Below are 16,840 nucleotides of genomic sequence, written 5' to 3'. Positions count from 1 at the left end.
TTCGTGTCGAATTTTTTGATTTTTTTAGACTGAACTTATTTGGAGAAGTTTTTCAACACGAACCATACGTTGGCGGGACGCTCGGCTAGGCGTCTCATGAAATACCCAAACCAATCAATACCGTAAGGAACATAAACCCTGACTTTATATCCTTCTTTCACCAGACGATCCTGCAGCTCTACGCAAATTCCATAAAGCATTTGGAACTCAAATTGATCATTTGAAATACCATTTTCTCTTACTAATCGTTTTGTGTACTGAATCATTTCTTCATCGTGACTCGCTACAGCTGTATAGTGCCCATTTAATATATGCATTTTAATGATTTTTCTATAGTTTTCATCTACGTCTTTCTTTTCCGGAAATGATACTTCTGGTGATTCTTTATAAGCTCCTTTTACCAGACGCAAATTGGCTTGATAGTGATGTAAGTCATTCATATCTTGTTCTGTACGATAAAGATACGCTTGAATCACAATTCCAACATTATCGAATTCTTTGCGTAATTCTTTATATATATCAAGGGAGATTTGGCAGTGCAAGTAGTCTTCCATATCAATTCGAACAAAAATATCATTCATTCTGGCCGTGTGTAGAATTCTGCGCATATTTTCCATACAAAGCTCTTTGCTAATATCCAATCCTAAAGAAGTCATCTTTAATGATAAATTTGATTGAACGCCCGATTCTGCAATGGCTTCTAGTGTCTGAATGCACATGGCAGTAGACAACCTGGCTTCCTCTTCTGTAAAAACAAATTCTCCTAAATGATCGAGTGTAACAACTTTCCCACTATTGTTAAGCTCCTTGGATGTTTGAATTGCTGATTCGGTTGAGTCTCCAGCAACAAAACGAGCTGCCCCCATCCTCAATCCATACTTTTTAGCTAATTTGTTCATTGAATGATTTTTGCCAAGCGACTGAAACATCGTTCTCATTAATACTTCCATCAATCCTAAACCTCCTTTTATTTTTTTAGATTAAAAAATAAACTAAATTTTCAGATTAATAATGTTATTTTTCTATACCCTTCTCACATTTCTGTACACTTATTTAAATAAATTTATACATAATTGTTTAAAATACTCTGTATATAAACATATTTGTGTAATTAACTTGATTATACTCGTTCATTAAATGAACCGAAACAATATTGTTATAAGTTCTAACTCATTTTTTCACATAAAAAAGCTCTCCACGTTGTGTAGAGAGCTTTTGTGTACAATTTAATAATAAGCGATTAACTTATCATCAAAGCAACAATCTTTATTTTCCAGCTGCTAGCATGCTTTTTGCATATATAAAACCAACGGCTGCTGAAAGTAAATCTATTAAAATAATAAGCGGATAATCTGCGTACCCTTTATATACAGAAACAGCTATCAACAAAAGCGTCAGCGCTGTGGCAACATATAGGTTATATGTTACTCTAGCAAACAGAACAAGCAATATGGCGGGTAGAAAAATCGCGGCAATCGTTTTGACTTCCACAAACATTTCTCCTTTTTATCCGTCTTTTAACCAGCTTGTGAATCACGTTTTGTATAATTGTGTACAAACAAAATACCTAGTTCATGATGTTCGTTGTCATACAATGCTCGCTGAGTAAAGCGAACTTCTCCATTTTCGTCAATAACTTCTAGCTTACAAAAAGCACGGTTATTAACTTGTAATGCTTCATAAAATTTATGGACTTCAGATATAGCGATTCCATTTACCTTAATAATCACTTCTCCTACTTTCAAACCCATTTTCTCTGCCGGAGAATGAGGGATGATTCCTAATACAACCAAACCTTGTGTACGCTTAGTAAATAGTGCGGGCGCTTTTTCATCGCTTCGACGCTGCTGCAAACGAATCCACTCTCTTCCTATGATCGCTAGAATAACAACAGCTACAGCGGCAGGAGGATAAAAAATAGCAGCAATCGTAATGATCGTTAATCCCACGCCTAATGCTAATACGCGCTTACCGGTAAATTCAATAGATTTAAACGGAACCATACTTTGAATTCGCTGATAAAAACCAATAGCAAAAGGAACAAAAAACAGGCTAAATGATGTTCCGTCAATAGACAACACAGGCCACCATGGAAACACAGACGTAATGGCGCTGCCTGGAATTAAGACAAAAAGCGGAACAACCCATAATTTTTGAGAGTAATGAGCCCCAATTTCCTGTCCTCTTTTACTTTTCACAATGGCTGGAGACGTACCTTTTGCTCCAAATTTCCAAATTAAATATCCTTCTGCTAATACAAGCAGCGACATTAAAATAGTAAGAGAAGGTAAATCTGCGTTATGAGCTTGCGCAGACCACGTTTGAATAAATCCTTCACCGAAACCATCTGCAGGAATAAGCAAGGTCGCAAGCACAGCCAGTCCTACCGTATAAGAAGGAGAAAGCCATTTAAACGTCCACGGGCCGCTTATGATAAAAGTTAAAACAGCTACAAGTACAATCGTTCCTATAGATACATAGACACCTAGCAACACGGTAACAACGGATAAAATCAACCCAATAATGATACCTGGAAAAAATAAATATTTTGCTTCTAAAATAAAATCAAACACGCGAACATGAAAATTCTGACGCTCTCTCTTGACGCGAGAAAGACCTACAAAAAACGAGACGAGCAGAAATAAATAAGTTAGCGGGTGCAAAAATAAACGCCCGATACCTTTTAAAAGCTCTAATGCAAAATCCATTTTTTCACCACCTGTATTTTTCACATTTGTATTACAACATTTACAATTGATTGTTATGTATCATAGGCTTCTTTATTTTATCAAAATGCATCACTAACCGACAATGTTGTTTTTACTAAAAAAAGTTCCGTGCTTTGGAAAAGCACGGAACTTTTTCTGCTTCTTATTGACTAGCTAGCTTTAAAGCCGTTTGAAGCTGACGATCTTCATCTTTGGATTTGATTTTTTCTAATAGTTTTGTTTGTAAAAGCGCTGCTGTATCTTCATCAATTTCACCTGTGGCTTTTTGCTTATTGGCTTTTTGGAATGCTGTTACAGCTGTTTCTGTCTCTTTACTAAAATATCCGTCTGTACGTCCAGGTTCAAACCCAAGACCTTTTAGCATCACTTGAGCATTTTTCACTTGGTCACCTGTCATATCACGTGTTAATGGCTTTTTATCAACTTGAATTGGATTTGCATAATAATAATCCGGCTGCTTGACTTCTACTGTTGGTTTTATACCTTTTTCGTTAATCCAGTTTCCATCAGGCGTTAGCCATTTATAGAACGTTAATTTTAAATTACTGCCGTCTTCCATTGGAACAGCTTGTTGAACCGTTCCTTTCCCATAGGATTTTTCACCGACTAGCTTGTATCCTCCTGCTTCTTTTAAAGCCCCGGCAAGAATTTCAGAAGCAGATGCACTTCCTCCATCAATCAAGGCCACAATTGGATAATCCTTTTGCTTTTTCATTGAAGAAACCACTTTTTGACGTTCACCGTTACGATCTTCAATTTGGATATATGGCTTTTTATTCGTTACTAATTTATCGAGCATTTTTTCAACGCTCGTTAAATAGCCACCAGGATTTCCACGAACGTCTAGAACTAAGCCATCAATATTTTTATTTTCAAGTTTTTTCAACTGTTTCGTAAATTCGTCTCCCGTTGACTCAGAGAATGACGTAATTTCCATGTAGCCAATTTTTTTATTGTTTACATTTTTAACAGAAGAATAGACGGTTTCAATTGGAATCTCATCTCTTACAACTTTTACTTTCATCGTTTCTTTCACGCCTGGTCGTTGAACATCCAATGTCACGGTAGAGCCTTTTTTACCGCGAATTTTTAATACCGCTTCATTCAATTCAAGACCCGCAATACTTTTACCATCGATCTTTAAAATCTGATCATTTGGTTTTAATCCTGCTTTTTCCGCAGGAGATTGTTTAAACGGAGCTACGATTGTTACCTTTCCATCTACCATGCTTACTTCAGCGCCAATTCCCTCAAACGATGAGTCAAGAGACTGCGTGAATTGCTGTGCTGTTTTCTTATCCATGTAAGATGAGTGAGGGTCTCCTAAGGTTTGTACCATTCCTTGGATTGCGCCATCTAATAATTTTTTGTCATCTACATCTTTGTAATATTTTGAAGATATCAGTTCATAAGCTTGCTTGATTTTGTCTAGCTCTTCCTTTTCCACTTTACTATCATTTGAAGAAGTTGTAAGCGGGGTACTGACCGTTCCAGCATTTGCATACTGAATGCCAAAATATGTACCTGCTGCTCCAACAACTAAGGAGAGTGCCATTAATAGTGCAACGATTTTCCGATTCAAGTTCTTTCATCCTCCTCAACCTTAAGCCATCTCTTCTTATTATAATAGATACAATCAAAACTATGTAATAAAAAGGATGCATGTGTTATTTGTAGCAAAAGGCACCACACAAATCAAGTGCGATGCCTTTTTGTTAAACTATATGTTGAGCTTGTACCACGTATGCTAGGAACTTAAAATTTAATATAACTTTCGGGGTTTACAGCGGAACTTTTGCCTTTCCAATCGCCTTTATGCAATTCAAAATGCAAGTGAGCACCAAACGAACGACCTGTGTTCCCTATATAACCTAATTGTTGACCTTTATTGATAGATTGACCATTCGAAACGCTGTAGCTCTCTAAATGAGCATAAACTGTAACCCACGTCTGACCTTCTACATTGTGACGAATAAATACGGCATTACCAAAAGAAGAAGAATGGTATGCTCTAATTACCTTTCCGCTTGCTGCGGCTACAACTGGCACACTTTCTCCTCGCTTTCCAATATCAATACCGTAATGTCCTCTTCCAAACGTTTCTCGATATCCAAAATGAGACGTTACCGGGCCCTTTGCCGGCCTCATAAACAACCCGCTTGTAACAGGGGGGGCCTCTTCCCCTGATCCGGCTTCTTCAACTTCTTCCTGTTGAGCTTGCGCTGCATTTTTTTGATCAGCTAAAATAGAAGCTTGCTCTTCTAATCCAACAGCTTCTTCATTAAATTCTTTTTCCTGATCTTTGAGTGTTTGCATGAGCTGATTCTTTTCATCGACTTGCTTTTTCAGCTGCGAGCGAAGGTTTTTAAGCTCTTCAAGCGCTTGATTTACTTCCGTTAGCTTGTTTTGTACTTTTGTTTCTTTCTCTTCTTTTGCTTTTTTATCGGCTTCATGCTGCATTAACAAATCGCGGTCAGCCCCTACAATTGTCGAAACCGCACTCACCCTGCTAATAAAGTCTCCGAAGCTTTCAGAGCCTAGCAGTACATCTATGTAATCCACAGACCCGCCGTTTTCTTGTAAAGCACGAGCACGCTTTTTTAATAGCTCATTTCGTTTTTCAATTCGTTTTTTGACAACGCCAATTTCGTTTTTCAGCTTTTCGATGTCTTGCTTTGCTTTTTCTACTTCAGCTTCACGACTTCGGATGTCTGCATTTGTTTGCCCGACTTCTGAATCCAAACGCGCAAGCTCAGCTTCTTCGTTTTTTTGCTTTTCTTGAACTTCTTTTAATTTCTCTTTATTTTCATTAATATTTTGGTTCACATCGTTACTTTTTTTCTCTAAATCACTGAGTTTAGTAGTGCTGGCACTTTCTGCATAAGCAATTTTTTCATTACCTATCCAAGCCGCACTTAGTCCAACTAAAACTGCTGCTGTCGTTACTAATGTCTTACGTGTCATTTGTTTCTCCCCATTTGCACATATTTCCCCGTATAAAAAACGGGCATTAGCAAGACCCCCATTAGCACTTTTTTCTATTTTTATCTTTAATTACACAACAACCTCACATCTGATAAACATCAAATGTGAGGTTGTTATAATCTATTATGTTAAAAATCTATTTTTATTTTCGCAAAAACTTACGAATGGATAATGTACTTCCCCACATTCCAATTAGACCGCCGATTACTAGTAACAATAGCGATACTTGAAGCACGAATGGAAAGGCAGGTAAAAGTTCAAAGAATCCATCAAATTTAGGTTGAACTTCATTATATAAAACGCTGTACACGCCGATAATAACAGCAATTGGCACAATAGAACCAAGTACTCCTAAAAACAGACCTTCAATAAAGAACGGCCAGCGAATAAAGGAGTTTGTGGCTCCAACTAAGCGCATAATTTCGATCTCTTCACGGCGAGCTACAATCGTAATTTTAATTGTATTTGAAATTAGGAACATCGCTGTAAATAGAAGCCCTAAAATCAGTACTGCTCCGATATTACGAGCTACTTTCAGCACTTTAAATAACTTTTCAACTTGATCTTGTCCGTATTGAACTTTTGCTGCATACGGATATTTCTCAATTTGTTTAGCTACTTTTGCGACATCAGTCGGCTCTTTTGTTTTAACAACAAATACATCATTTAATGGGTTTTGCTGTTCAAACGGTTCAAAAGCTTGTCCTTCATCACCCATACTATTAATTAAATCTTTTAACTCTTTATCTTTAGAAGAAAACGTCACCGTATCAACTTGCTTAATTGCATCTAGCTTTTCTTTCATTGCTTTGCGATCATCTGCTGTCGCTGCAGCATCAACGTGAACACGAATTTCCACATCATTTTCAATCAATTTAGCAATATGATTTAAATTCATCATCAACATAAAAAACACGCCTACAAGCAAGAGCGTTACGGTAACCGCACTTGCAGATGCGAATGTCATCCAGCCGTTTCTTCCTAAACTTTTAGATCCTTCACGTAAGTGGCGACCGAATGTTCTAGCCTTCATATCCGTATTCACCTCTTACTTCATCGCGTACAACATTTCCATTTTCAATCGCAATTACACGCTTTCTAATTGTATTTACAATTTCACGGTTATGCGTTGCCATTAAAATAGTCGTACCGCGTTTATTAATCTCCTCAAATATATCCATAATTTCCCACGAAGTCTCCGGATCAAGATTTCCTGTCGGTTCGTCGGCGATGACAACCTTAGGACTATTCACAATCGAACGCGCAATAGACACACGCTGCTGCTCTCCTCCAGATAGTTCATCGGGGAAAGAATCCATTTTACCCTTTAACTTAACAAGCTCTAGCACCTCTAGCACTCGCTTTTTAATTTCTTCGGGACTTTGCTCAATTACTTCTAGTGCAAAAGCAATGTTTTCATAGACCGTTAATTTTGGAAGCAGCTTGAAATCTTGAAAGACTACACCAATATGACGTCTAAAGATAGGAACTTTGCTATCTTTTATTTTTGCTACATTTGCACCGTTTACAATGATATTTCCTGAAGAAGGCTTTTCTTCACGATACATCATTTTAATAAAAGTGGATTTTCCTGCTCCACTTGGTCCTACGATATAAGCAAACTCACCTTGATTAATCTTGATGCTAATGCCATTGATTGCTTTTACACCGTTCGGATACGTTTTATATACATTTTGCATTTCAATCATAAGTAATCACCTAATCAAGTGTGTTATTTTAATACTATGTAAAACTTGTCAAAATACGACAAAACTCTACAATTCAAACCAAAAATTCGACTCTTCTCACGCGCTTTCTCATTATAACATCACTCTTCGTGAAAATAAGCCCCAAAAATATTACATTTTTATTTCAAATATGACATAAGTAGGATATTTTTAGTAAGGGATGAGAATTTATCCTTATTTTTAATTTTGTTGTTTTTGACTGTTCATTTGCTTCTTATGAATAGCGTTAGGCAGAGGACATTCATGTCTACTTTTGTACAAACAAGGTATGATAAATAAGAAAAAGATGAGGAGAGATAACATGATCACTATTTATGGAAGTTCACGGGAAAACGGAAATACGGAAGAATTGGCTAAAGCAGTCTTAAAAGATATCAATACGGAAGAAGTTTACTTACGTCAGCATACCATTCACCCTATTACTGATATGCGTCACGATGAACATGGGTTTACTAATCAACAAGATGATTATTATGACATAGCGGAGAAAATGGCAGCACACGATACTATTTTATTTGTTACACCTCTCTACTGGTAAGCTATGAGCGGATTGATGAAGAACTTTGTGGATCGTTGGTCTGAAAGCCTTAGAGATTCAACGATTAATTTTAAAGAACAAATGAAAAATAAGCGCGTTTATGTATTAGTAGTCGGAGGCACAGGCGCATCTGTAAAGGCCCTTCCTCTTATTATGCAATTTCAATATATTGTCGATTTTATCGGTTCTTCCTTTAGCGGGTACATTATTGGAGAAGCAAATGCACCTGGAGACATTGTTAAAGATGTCAAAGCCCAACAGCAAGCCATTGTCTTAAACGAAGAATTAAAGCAGCTTTAACACAAAAATAAGACGGATATCCGTCTTATTTTTTCTTTGCCAGCCAAGCAGCAACTTTTTTGGCATCTTCTTCATTAATCAGTCCTTTTGGCATACCGCCTTGACCATTATTAATAATGTTTTCAATTTCAGCTTCCGAGTGCTTGCTGCCTACATGCTGCAGGCTTGGTCCATTGGCTCCTCCTAAATCTACTCCGTGACAGCCCGTACAGTTTTTCTTCACAATATCTTCTGCACTCGCTGAAGATTCACCAGCAGATTCATTTTTAGAGCTGCCTCCTCCTCCGCATGCGGACAATACAAGCGCTAGACCGATTGTTAACGTCAGTAATACTTTTTTCAAGCCTTCTCCCCCTTGCTGTAGAGTTTTCACTCTATTATAACCTACTCCAGAATGTTTAAAACACTCTGTTTACAAGGACTTTGTTTCAATTTCATGAATTCTCTCATCACATTTATGTATACGATTAAGCAATTAATTCGTTTCCTAAACGTTTTTTGTATACTACGCGCGAAATTGTCACACTGAGTTCATATAAAAGAAGCAGCGGAACAATGACTAAAATATCCGAAATAAAATCAGGAGGAGTAATAAGTACGGATATCACAATTAAAGCAAAATAAGATAGCTTCCTTGCTTTAGCTAACCTCAATGGATTTAGAACCCCTAAACGCGTTAAAAATAAGACAACTAAAGGCATTTCAAATAAAAAACCAAATGGTAAACACAGATTAAGCATAAAACGAAAATAATGCTCAGCCGTAAACATCAGTGAAAACTGATCATTCGACAGGCCTGTTAAAAACGCTAAAACCATTGGAAACAGAACAAAATAACCGAACCCCAATCCGCTTACAAACAAGAGAAAAAAGAATGGAATGAAGGTAATCATAACCTTGTATTCTTCCTTTTTTAACCCCGGTGAAACAAACCGAAATACTTGATAAGCAGCTACCGGAAGCGTAAAAGCAAGCGCAAAGACAAATGCAATCACCATATAAATCCATACAATTTCACTTGGTCCAAGTACAGCAAGCTTGCCTTCCAAATCTTTCACCAGCCACTGATAAATGTCTTGTACAAATACAAAACTAAAAATAAGTAATACTACAAACGCACAAAGTGTTTTTATAATACGAATTCGCAATTCTTCAAGGTGCTCCATCAAACTCATTTCCCCCATCATATTCCTCTCCTTTCCGACAAGTAGAAATAGACGAGTTTCCTCGTCTATTTCTTTACTTACAATGTCGATTCATTCTCTTTTTGTTCAGAAACGGTTGCTGCCTGCTTTTCTTTGATACTTTCATCATCTGATACAAGCCCTTTTGCAGCTCCTTTAAATTCAGTTAGTGTTCTCCCAAACGCTCGTCCAACTTCCGGCAGCTTAGACGGCCCAAAAATAATTAACGCAATGACCAAAATAATAACTAAACCAGGAATTCCAATATTAGAAAACATACTTGACCTCCTTTCCCTTACTCAGTTTACTGCCGTACTTTTTCTTTCTTTTTCAACTCTTGTTTTTCATGTGCTTTCCCGTGTGCCCGCATACGATCTTCCTCTACTTCCTTAGAAATCTTTAGCCCGCGCGGCACGTTATTCACTTCAACTTCCGTCATACCTTTTCCATCTTTTTTATATTGAAAGGAAGCTCGAGTTGAAATTTCCGCACCAGGTTCTGTTACAAAAGGCACAACGCGATAATCGGCTTGCCATATATCAGGAGTTACCGTACACCTTACATATCCTCTATAATCATTAAAGAATGTGAGGTGTGGATTTTGACTTAAAATTTTATCCGTATCAGCTCGTTTATCTGCCCCGTTCCCTCCGGAAGTGATGGAGGTGCCCACGAACTCTGCACCAATAATTTTTGAATTAAGATTGGAGAAATCCGTGTGTAAATTAGAAGCCCAGTTAGCGTGCACATCTCCAGTTAGTACAATGACGTTGTCCAACTTTTTCTTTTCAATAAAATCAATAACACGCTGACGATTCGCCGTATACCCATCCCATGCATCCATGCTGTATGTAGGCTTAGCCGCCGTTCCAAATTTTCTGGGAGCAAAGAAAATTTGTTGAGCTAGTACGTTCCAGTGACACGCTGACTTTTCAAGATTAGTAAAAAGCCATTTTTCTTGTTCAATCCCTAATAGCGTACGTTTAGGATCAAGAGATTCTGGCGTTTGCGGCTTTGTTCCGTCTCCGTTTGCCTGATCGTCTCTGTATTGACGCGTATCCAACACTTGAAAGGAAGCTAGTTTCCCATATGAAAAGTCACGATACAATCTCATATCCGTTCCGTGAGGCAAGGATGTTTGACGCAAAGGCATATGTTCGTAATAAGCTTGATAAGCTGCCGCGCGGCGTTGAATAAATGCTTCTACTGATTGGCCTTTTTCAGGAATTACATTTGCATAATTGTTTTCTACTTCATGATCATCCCACGTCACAATCCACGGAAAGGCAGCATGAGCAGACTTCAAATTGGCATCTGACCTGTACTGAGCATGCCTGTTTCGATAGTCTTGAAGCGTTTGAATTTCTGCGCTGCTGTGAGTACGAACATTTCCGCTTGCAGCCACATACTCGTTTGGTCCATATTCATAGATGTAATCGCCCAAATGAACCACAAAATCCAATTGTTCTTTAACCATGTGTTCATAAGCTGTAAAGTAACCATGTTCATACTGTTGACACGAAGCGAATGCAAACGTCATGCTGGCTATTTCTGCATTTGCTGAAGGAAGTGTTTTTGTTTTTCCAACCGGGCTTAACTCATGACCGCTTTTAAATCGATAATAATAAATACGGCCTGGCTTTAATCCTTTTACATCAACGTGAACAGAGTGAGCAAGTTCAGGTCTAGCTATTTCTGTTCCTCGTTTGACAATTCGATGAAAGTCTTCATCTTCGGCAAGCTCCCATTTTACTGGAACGGGTTGATTAGGCATTCTCCCGCCATTCAATGGGTCTGGTGCTAATCTTGTCCAAAGAACAATACTGTCTGCTAAAGGATCTCCCGATGCGACGCCTAAAGTGAACGGGTAACTTGAAAATTTAGGCGTTGCCGCTGAAACTTCTACTGCATTTAAACCGATAGACTGAGCAATTGTTAAGCCAAGTGATACTCCTGCTACTTTTCCAGCTCCTTGTAAAAAACGCCTTCTATCAAACCCTTTACTCGAAGAAAAACTGTTCTGTTTTACTTGCTCTATTAATTCGTGTAACGATTTATTTGCCACTGCACATGCCCCTTCCTCTTGATTTAACTCAAATTATAAAAGCTGTTTGTAAAAGAGGTATAAAGGATTGTAAAGAAGAATTTACCATAAAATAGGTATTTTAAACCATTTTATTTCATTGACAAAATAAGCGAACAGACGACAGCAACCTTTAAATTTCTGCATTTTCTTAATTTTCTATCTACAAATAGTTCTTTACGCTCGTTTTTCTTCATTCAAATTTTACAAAGTCCTAACAACTAAAAAAAGGCAGCATACCGAGGTATACTGCCTTTTGATTAAATATGAGAACGTAAATACGCATCAATAAACGGATCTAGATCTCCATCCATTACACTTTGCGTGTTTCCGACTTCCGTATTTGTGCGGTGATCTTTTACTAACGAATACGGATGGAATACGTAAGAACGAATTTGACTTCCCCATCCAATATCTTTTTGTTCTCCGCGGATTTCAGCTAGCTGTTCTTGCTGCTTCTCAATTTCTAACTGATACAACTTAGATTTTAACATCTTCATTGCTTGCTCACGGTTTTTAATTTGTGAACGTTCCGTCTGACAAGATACGACTACATTAGTTGGGAGGTGAGTAATACGAACAGCTGAATCTGTTGTATTGATATGCTGACCTCCGGCACCGCTTGCACGGTACGTATCAACCTTCAAATCTTCCGTACGAATATCAATTGAAATTTCATCGTTAAATTCCGGCATTATGTCGCACGATACGAATGACGTATGACGACGGCCTGATGAATCAAACGGAGAAATACGAACGAGACGATGAACGCCTTTTTCAGCTTTTAAATACCCGTACGCATTATGGCCTTTAATTAAAAGCGTTACACTTTTAATACCAGCTTCATCCCCAGGTAAGTAATCAAGTGTTTCTACTTTGAAACCTTTTTTCTCCGCCCAGCGCGTATACATACGTAGTAACATTGAACCCCAATCCTGTGATTCTGTTCCACCAGCACCTGGGTGCAATTCTAAAATGGCGTTATTTTTATCATACGGCTCGCTTAAAAGCAGCTGTAATTCAAAGTCGTTCATGCCTGAAATAAGCTCTTTTAGTTCACTAACTAGTTCTTCTGCTAAATCTTCATCGTATTCTTCTTTTACAAGTTCATGAGATATCTGTAAATTTTCATATGTTTCATCTAAGTGGTTAAATTGATTTACTGCATCTTTTAAACCATTGGCTTCATTAATAACAGTCTGAGCTGCCTGCTGGTCATTCCAAAAATTTGGATCAGCCATAGTCTCATCTAATTCATCGATACGAGCTTGTTTTGTATCGAGGTCAAAGAGACCCCCTAAAGTCCGCTAATCGCTTAGCTGTTTTGTCAAGTTCTTGCTTAATTTCTACTAAATCCATGAGTTAAACACCTCTATTTTATTTTTGACGCACAGGAAGGAAATGAGAAGACTCATTTCCTTCCTGTACTAGTTCATTCTATACTAATTGACTCTTATTTTATGATTCTTTACCGCAGCAGTTTTTATACTTTTTGCCACTTCCGCAGATACAAGGATCATTTCGGCCAACTTCTATCGCATTTACTTTTGGCTTCTTCTTAGCCGGCGCGTCTCCTTCTTTTGGATGAACAGCCGCCTGGCCTTGTGCTACTTCTTGACGCTCAAGGTTGTTGTTAATTTCTGCTTTCATGATATACTTCGTCACTTCTTCTTCAATGGTTGCAATCATATTTTCGAACATCGCAAAACCTTCCATTTGGTATTCGCGAAGAGGATCTGTTTGGCCGTACGCACGAAGGTGGATACCTTGGCGAAGCTGATCCATCGTATCGATATGATCCATCCATTTAGAATCAACTGCTCTAAGAACAACTACTTTTTCAAATTCACGCATTTGTTCTTCAGGGAGCTGCTCTTCTTTTTCATTATAACGAGCTTTTGCATGATCTACCAGCAGTTCTACCATTTCTTCAGGCTCTTTACGGCGAAGATCTTCTTCTGTGACTTCACCTTCCTCAAGAACATTAGCATTTACGTAATCAATAATCGCTTGTAAATTCCATTCTTCTTCTAATTCTTCACGCGGTGTATTTACCTCAACCACACGCTGTAGCGTTGATTCAATCATACGTTCTACAATTGCACGTAAGTTGTCTGAATCAAGTACTTCAAAGCGCTGTTTGTAAATAACTTCACGCTGCTGACGAAGAACATCATCATATTGAAGCAATTGTTTACGCGCATCAAAGTTATTACCTTCAACACGTTTTTGAGCGGATTCAACAGCTCTTGTTACAATTTTACTTTGAATTGGCTGTGAATCATCCATACCAAGACGATCCATCATGGCCATCATATTATCAGAACCAAATCGGCGCATTAATTCATCTTCCATGGATAGATAGAATTGAGATACCCCTGGGTCCCCTTGACGTCCAGCACGTCCGCGGAGCTGATTATCAATACGGCGTGATTCATGACGCTCTGTACCAATTACAGCAAGACCTCCAGCTTCAACGACACCTTCACCTAGTTTGATATCCGTACCACGACCGGCCATATTTGTTGCGATTGTTACCGCACCTTTGTGACCCGCATTCTCGATAATATCCGCTTCACGCTCATGCTGTTTTGCATTTAAAACGTGATGGCGAATGCCTTTTTTCTTTAATAAAGCTGATAAAACTTCAGATGTTTCGATCGCAACTGTACCAACAAGAACAGGCTGTCCTTTTGCGTGGCGCTCGGCAATATCTTCCACTACCGCATTAAACTTGCCTTCCATTGACTTGTAAATTAAATCCGCTTTATCATCACGTGAAATTGGCTTGTTTGTCGGAATAACAACAACGTGCATGTTGTAGATATTACGGAATTCTTCTTCTTCCGTTTTAGCTGTACCCGTCATACCTGATAATTTTTCATACATACGGAAGTAGTTTTGGAATGTAATTGTAGCTAACGTCATGCTTTCATTTTGAATCTCAACGTTCTCTTTAGCTTCGATAGCTTGATGCAAGCCGTCACTAAAACGTCTTCCTTTCATTAAACGACCAGTAAATTGGTCAACGATTACGACTTGATCTTCATCAATTACGTAATCCACATCGTTTTGCATCGTTACATGTGCTTTAAGCGCTTGGTTGATGTGATGGTTTAGTGCTACGTGTGAAATATCAAATAAGTTTTCAATGCCAAATGCGCGCTCGGCTTTTGACATACCTTCTTCGGTTAGCTGAACGCTTTTTGTTTTGATATCAAAAGTAAAATCGGTTTCTTTATCAAGCGTGCGAACGAATGCATTAGCTTGAATATAAAGCGCAGTTGATTTCTGTGCGCTGCCGGATATAATAAGCGGCGTACGTGCTTCATCGATTAAGATAGAGTCAACTTCATCGATTACAGCAAAATGAAGCGGACGTTGAACCATTTGTTCTTTATAAAGCACCATGTTATCACGTAAATAGTCAAATCCTAATTCATTATTTGTACTATACGTAATATCCGCTGCATATGCTTCTTGTTTTTCTTCACGCGTCAAATGGTTTAAGTTTAACCCTACTTTCAAGCCTAAGAATTCATATAAACGACCCATTTCACTAGCATCACGGCTCGCTAAGTATTCATTGACTGTTACTACATGTACACCTTTGCCTGTAATGGCGTTTAAGTATACAGGCATAGTAGCTGTCAACGTTTTACCTTCACCCGTTTTCATTTCTGAGATATTCCCTTCATGCAGAGAAATACCCCCCATTAGCTGAACTTTGTACGGATACATGCCTAACACACGTTTCGCTGCTTCACGTACAACCGCAAAAGCTTCATCTAATAGGTTATCGAGCGATTCGCCATTTTGGTAGCGCTGTTGAAATTCAGCTGTTTTTTCACGAAGCTGATCGTCCGTTAAAGACGCTATTTCAGGACCTAACGCATCAATTTGGTCCGCCATTTTTTCTAAACGGCCGATTTGGCGCTGATTGCCGTCAAACACTTTTTTAAATAATCCAAGCATATTAAAACGCTCCTCTATTTATAATCAGTACATTTTATACTATTTTCATTCATATCTGTATCTTTCATTATAAAACATTCTGAGTAAAATTGTAACATTGCAGCTAAACAAGTAGCAACTTGTACCCTTTTTCGTCTGTCTCTTTACTAGTGCTACTCTATTAACGAGTTATTTTCTATTGTGATTTGCCCTGCCTCACTCTTACAATAAAAAAGGGGAATGTAGAATGAACGTTCAAATGATTACGAAAGAACAAGCTTGGGAAGTCCGACATATCGTCATGTGGCCTGATAAAGATTTCAGCTATGTTCAGCTGAAAGATGATCCATCAGGAATGCACTATGGACTGTTTGAAAAAGGAGAGTTAAAATCAGTTGTTTCCTTATTTATAAAAGGTGATGAAGCTCAATTTCGGAAATTTGCTACTCTCAAAGAAGAACAGGGAAAAGGGTACGGTAGTCATTTGCTAAAAGAGGTTTTGTTCAAAGCCAAGAATCTTGGGATACGAAGGGTCTGGTGTAACGCAAGAGAAAATAAAGTATCTTTTTATCAGGCATTCAAAATGAAAGAAACCACGCGTATATTCACCAAATCTTCTACGCGCTATGTAGTCATGGAACTATTTTTTTAAACAGCTAAAAAAGCAGCGTGCGGAAGCACGCTGCTTTTATTTTACTGCTCTTATTTAAGAAAGACTTTAACCTTTAGTTTGGTTCAATCAATCCATATCGTCCATCTTTTCTTCGGTACACGACATTTGTAATGTTTGTCTCAGCGTTTGTAAATACAAAAAAACTATGTCCTAACATATTCATTTGTAAAATAGCCTCTTCGCTATCCATTGGTTTTAAATTAAATCGTTTTGTACGAACTAGCTCTAATTCATCTTCTTCAGTTGCAACAGCTACGTTCGCTTCGCTTTCTAATGCTGCAAATAGATACTTCTCAGCACCTTTTTCACGCATTTTTCGATTCACTTTTGTTTTATGCTTACGAATTTGACGTTCTAATTTATCTAGGACAAGATCGACAGCTGCGTATAAATCACTGTGGGTCTCTTCAGCTCTCAATACGAGATCATTCATTGGGATTGTGACTTCTATTTTTTGATCGTTATTGTAGACTTTTAAGTTTACATTTACGTCAGCAGTTGGTGTCTCGTCGAAATAACGCTCTAACTTACCAAGCTTTTTCTCTACGTATTCCCTAATTGCTGGAGTCACCTCAATGTTTTCACCGCGAATGTTATACATCATGTTCGAACTCCTCCTTTAATCCATTGCTATACTTCTACAATT

The 16,840-nt window shown here is 38.0% G+C and carries 15 protein-coding genes and 1 pseudogene; 2 read left to right on the top strand and 14 right to left on the bottom strand.

The annotated features are described in order from the left end of the window. Positions 1-35 precede the first annotated feature (35 nt). From ACOZIR_RS22425 to ftsE, 7 genes are all read right to left on the bottom strand, one after another. Complete coding sequence (locus ACOZIR_RS22425) at positions 36-950, bottom strand: proline dehydrogenase family protein (RefSeq protein WP_045291668.1); 915 nt, start codon at positions 948-950, stop codon at positions 36-38. Between the two features lie 316 nt (positions 951-1,266). Then, a complete protein-coding gene (locus tag ACOZIR_RS22420) occupies positions 1,267-1,497 on the bottom strand; it encodes a DUF2198 family protein (protein WP_045291669.1) in 231 nt (76 codons plus the stop codon). Positions 1,498-1,517: 20 nt separating this feature from the next. Beyond that, the gene (locus tag ACOZIR_RS22415; RefSeq protein ID WP_045291670.1) at positions 1,518-2,708 is read right to left on the bottom strand and encodes a PDZ domain-containing protein; all 1,191 of its coding nucleotides are present in this window, start codon (positions 2,706-2,708) and stop codon (positions 1,518-1,520) included. A 163-nt stretch (positions 2,709-2,871) separates the two neighbouring features. After that, entirely contained in the window at positions 2,872-4,311 is a 1,440-nt protein-coding gene (locus ACOZIR_RS22410; protein ID WP_013059738.1) for a S41 family peptidase, read from the bottom strand. Between the two features lie 173 nt (positions 4,312-4,484). Further along, positions 4,485-5,693, bottom strand: coding sequence for a murein hydrolase activator EnvC family protein (locus tag ACOZIR_RS22405; protein WP_328120439.1), 1,209 nt, complete (start codon positions 5,691-5,693; stop codon positions 4,485-4,487). A 163-nt stretch (positions 5,694-5,856) separates the two neighbouring features. Further along, positions 5,857-6,747: a permease-like cell division protein FtsX gene (gene ftsX, locus ACOZIR_RS22400; protein WP_221813879.1), complete on the bottom strand. Its 891-nt coding sequence runs from the start codon at positions 6,745-6,747 to the stop codon at positions 5,857-5,859. Beyond that, positions 6,737-7,423, bottom strand: coding sequence for a cell division ATP-binding protein FtsE (gene ftsE / locus ACOZIR_RS22395; RefSeq protein WP_014457812.1), 687 nt, complete (start codon positions 7,421-7,423; stop codon positions 6,737-6,739). The genes ftsX and ftsE overlap by 11 nt, the downstream gene beginning before the upstream one ends. A 340-nt stretch (positions 7,424-7,763) precedes the next feature. Here ftsE and ACOZIR_RS22390 point away from each other — a divergent pair. Beyond that, positions 7,764-8,300: pseudogene (locus tag ACOZIR_RS22390) on the top strand (flavodoxin family protein). A gap of 25 nt (positions 8,301-8,325) precedes the next feature. On the opposite strand, the gene cccB reads toward ACOZIR_RS22390, so the two are convergent. The 6 genes from cccB to secA all read right to left on the bottom strand — a co-directional run bounded on the left by cccB (position 8,326) and on the right by secA (position 15,542). Beyond that, positions 8,326-8,643: a cytochrome c551 gene (gene cccB, locus ACOZIR_RS22385; RefSeq protein ID WP_045291674.1), complete on the bottom strand. Its 318-nt coding sequence runs from the start codon at positions 8,641-8,643 to the stop codon at positions 8,326-8,328. 124 nt (positions 8,644-8,767) lie between these two features. Beyond that, positions 8,768-9,484: a twin-arginine translocase subunit TatC gene (gene tatC / locus ACOZIR_RS22380; RefSeq protein ID WP_045291675.1), complete on the bottom strand. Its 717-nt coding sequence runs from the start codon at positions 9,482-9,484 to the stop codon at positions 8,768-8,770. Positions 9,485-9,543: 59 nt separating this feature from the next. Next, entirely contained in the window at positions 9,544-9,762 is a 219-nt protein-coding gene (locus ACOZIR_RS22375) for a twin-arginine translocase TatA/TatE family subunit (RefSeq protein ID WP_045291676.1), read from the bottom strand. 26 nt (positions 9,763-9,788) lie between these two features. Continuing rightward, the gene (locus tag ACOZIR_RS22370; RefSeq protein ID WP_421535840.1) at positions 9,789-11,522 is read right to left on the bottom strand and encodes an alkaline phosphatase D family protein; all 1,734 of its coding nucleotides are present in this window, start codon (positions 11,520-11,522) and stop codon (positions 9,789-9,791) included. A gap of 305 nt (positions 11,523-11,827) precedes the next feature. After that, a protein-coding gene (gene prfB / locus ACOZIR_RS22365; RefSeq protein ID WP_114896991.1) for a peptide chain release factor 2 occupies positions 11,828-12,926 on the bottom strand; the annotation gives its coding sequence in 2 pieces (ribosomal slippage) (positions 11,828-12,862 and positions 12,864-12,926; 1,098 coding nt in all). A 99-nt stretch (positions 12,927-13,025) separates the two neighbouring features. Further along, positions 13,026-15,542 carry a preprotein translocase subunit SecA gene (gene secA / locus ACOZIR_RS22360; protein ID WP_013059748.1) on the bottom strand — a complete coding sequence of 839 codons (2,517 nt, stop codon included), beginning with the start codon at positions 15,540-15,542 and terminating at the stop codon, positions 13,026-13,028. A 226-nt stretch (positions 15,543-15,768) separates the two neighbouring features. Here secA and ACOZIR_RS22355 point away from each other — a divergent pair, with 226 nt between their 5' ends. After that, positions 15,769-16,173, top strand: a complete 405-nt coding sequence (locus tag ACOZIR_RS22355; RefSeq protein WP_421535830.1) for a GNAT family N-acetyltransferase — start codon at positions 15,769-15,771, stop codon at positions 16,171-16,173. Between the two features lie 73 nt (positions 16,174-16,246). Here the strand turns inward: ACOZIR_RS22355 and hpf are convergent, their stop codons facing one another. Further along, on the bottom strand, positions 16,247-16,798 hold the full coding sequence (gene hpf, locus ACOZIR_RS22350; RefSeq protein WP_013059750.1) for a ribosome hibernation-promoting factor, HPF/YfiA family: 552 nt from the start codon (positions 16,796-16,798) through the stop codon (positions 16,247-16,249). Positions 16,799-16,840: the final 42 nt, after the last annotated feature.

It is taken from the genome of Priestia sp. D3YE.R1 (assembly GCF_049199565.1).
Classification (GTDB): domain Bacteria; phylum Bacillota; class Bacilli; order Bacillales; family Bacillaceae_H; genus Priestia; species Priestia aryabhattai.
This window is presented reverse-complemented; position numbering and strand designations above follow the sequence as displayed.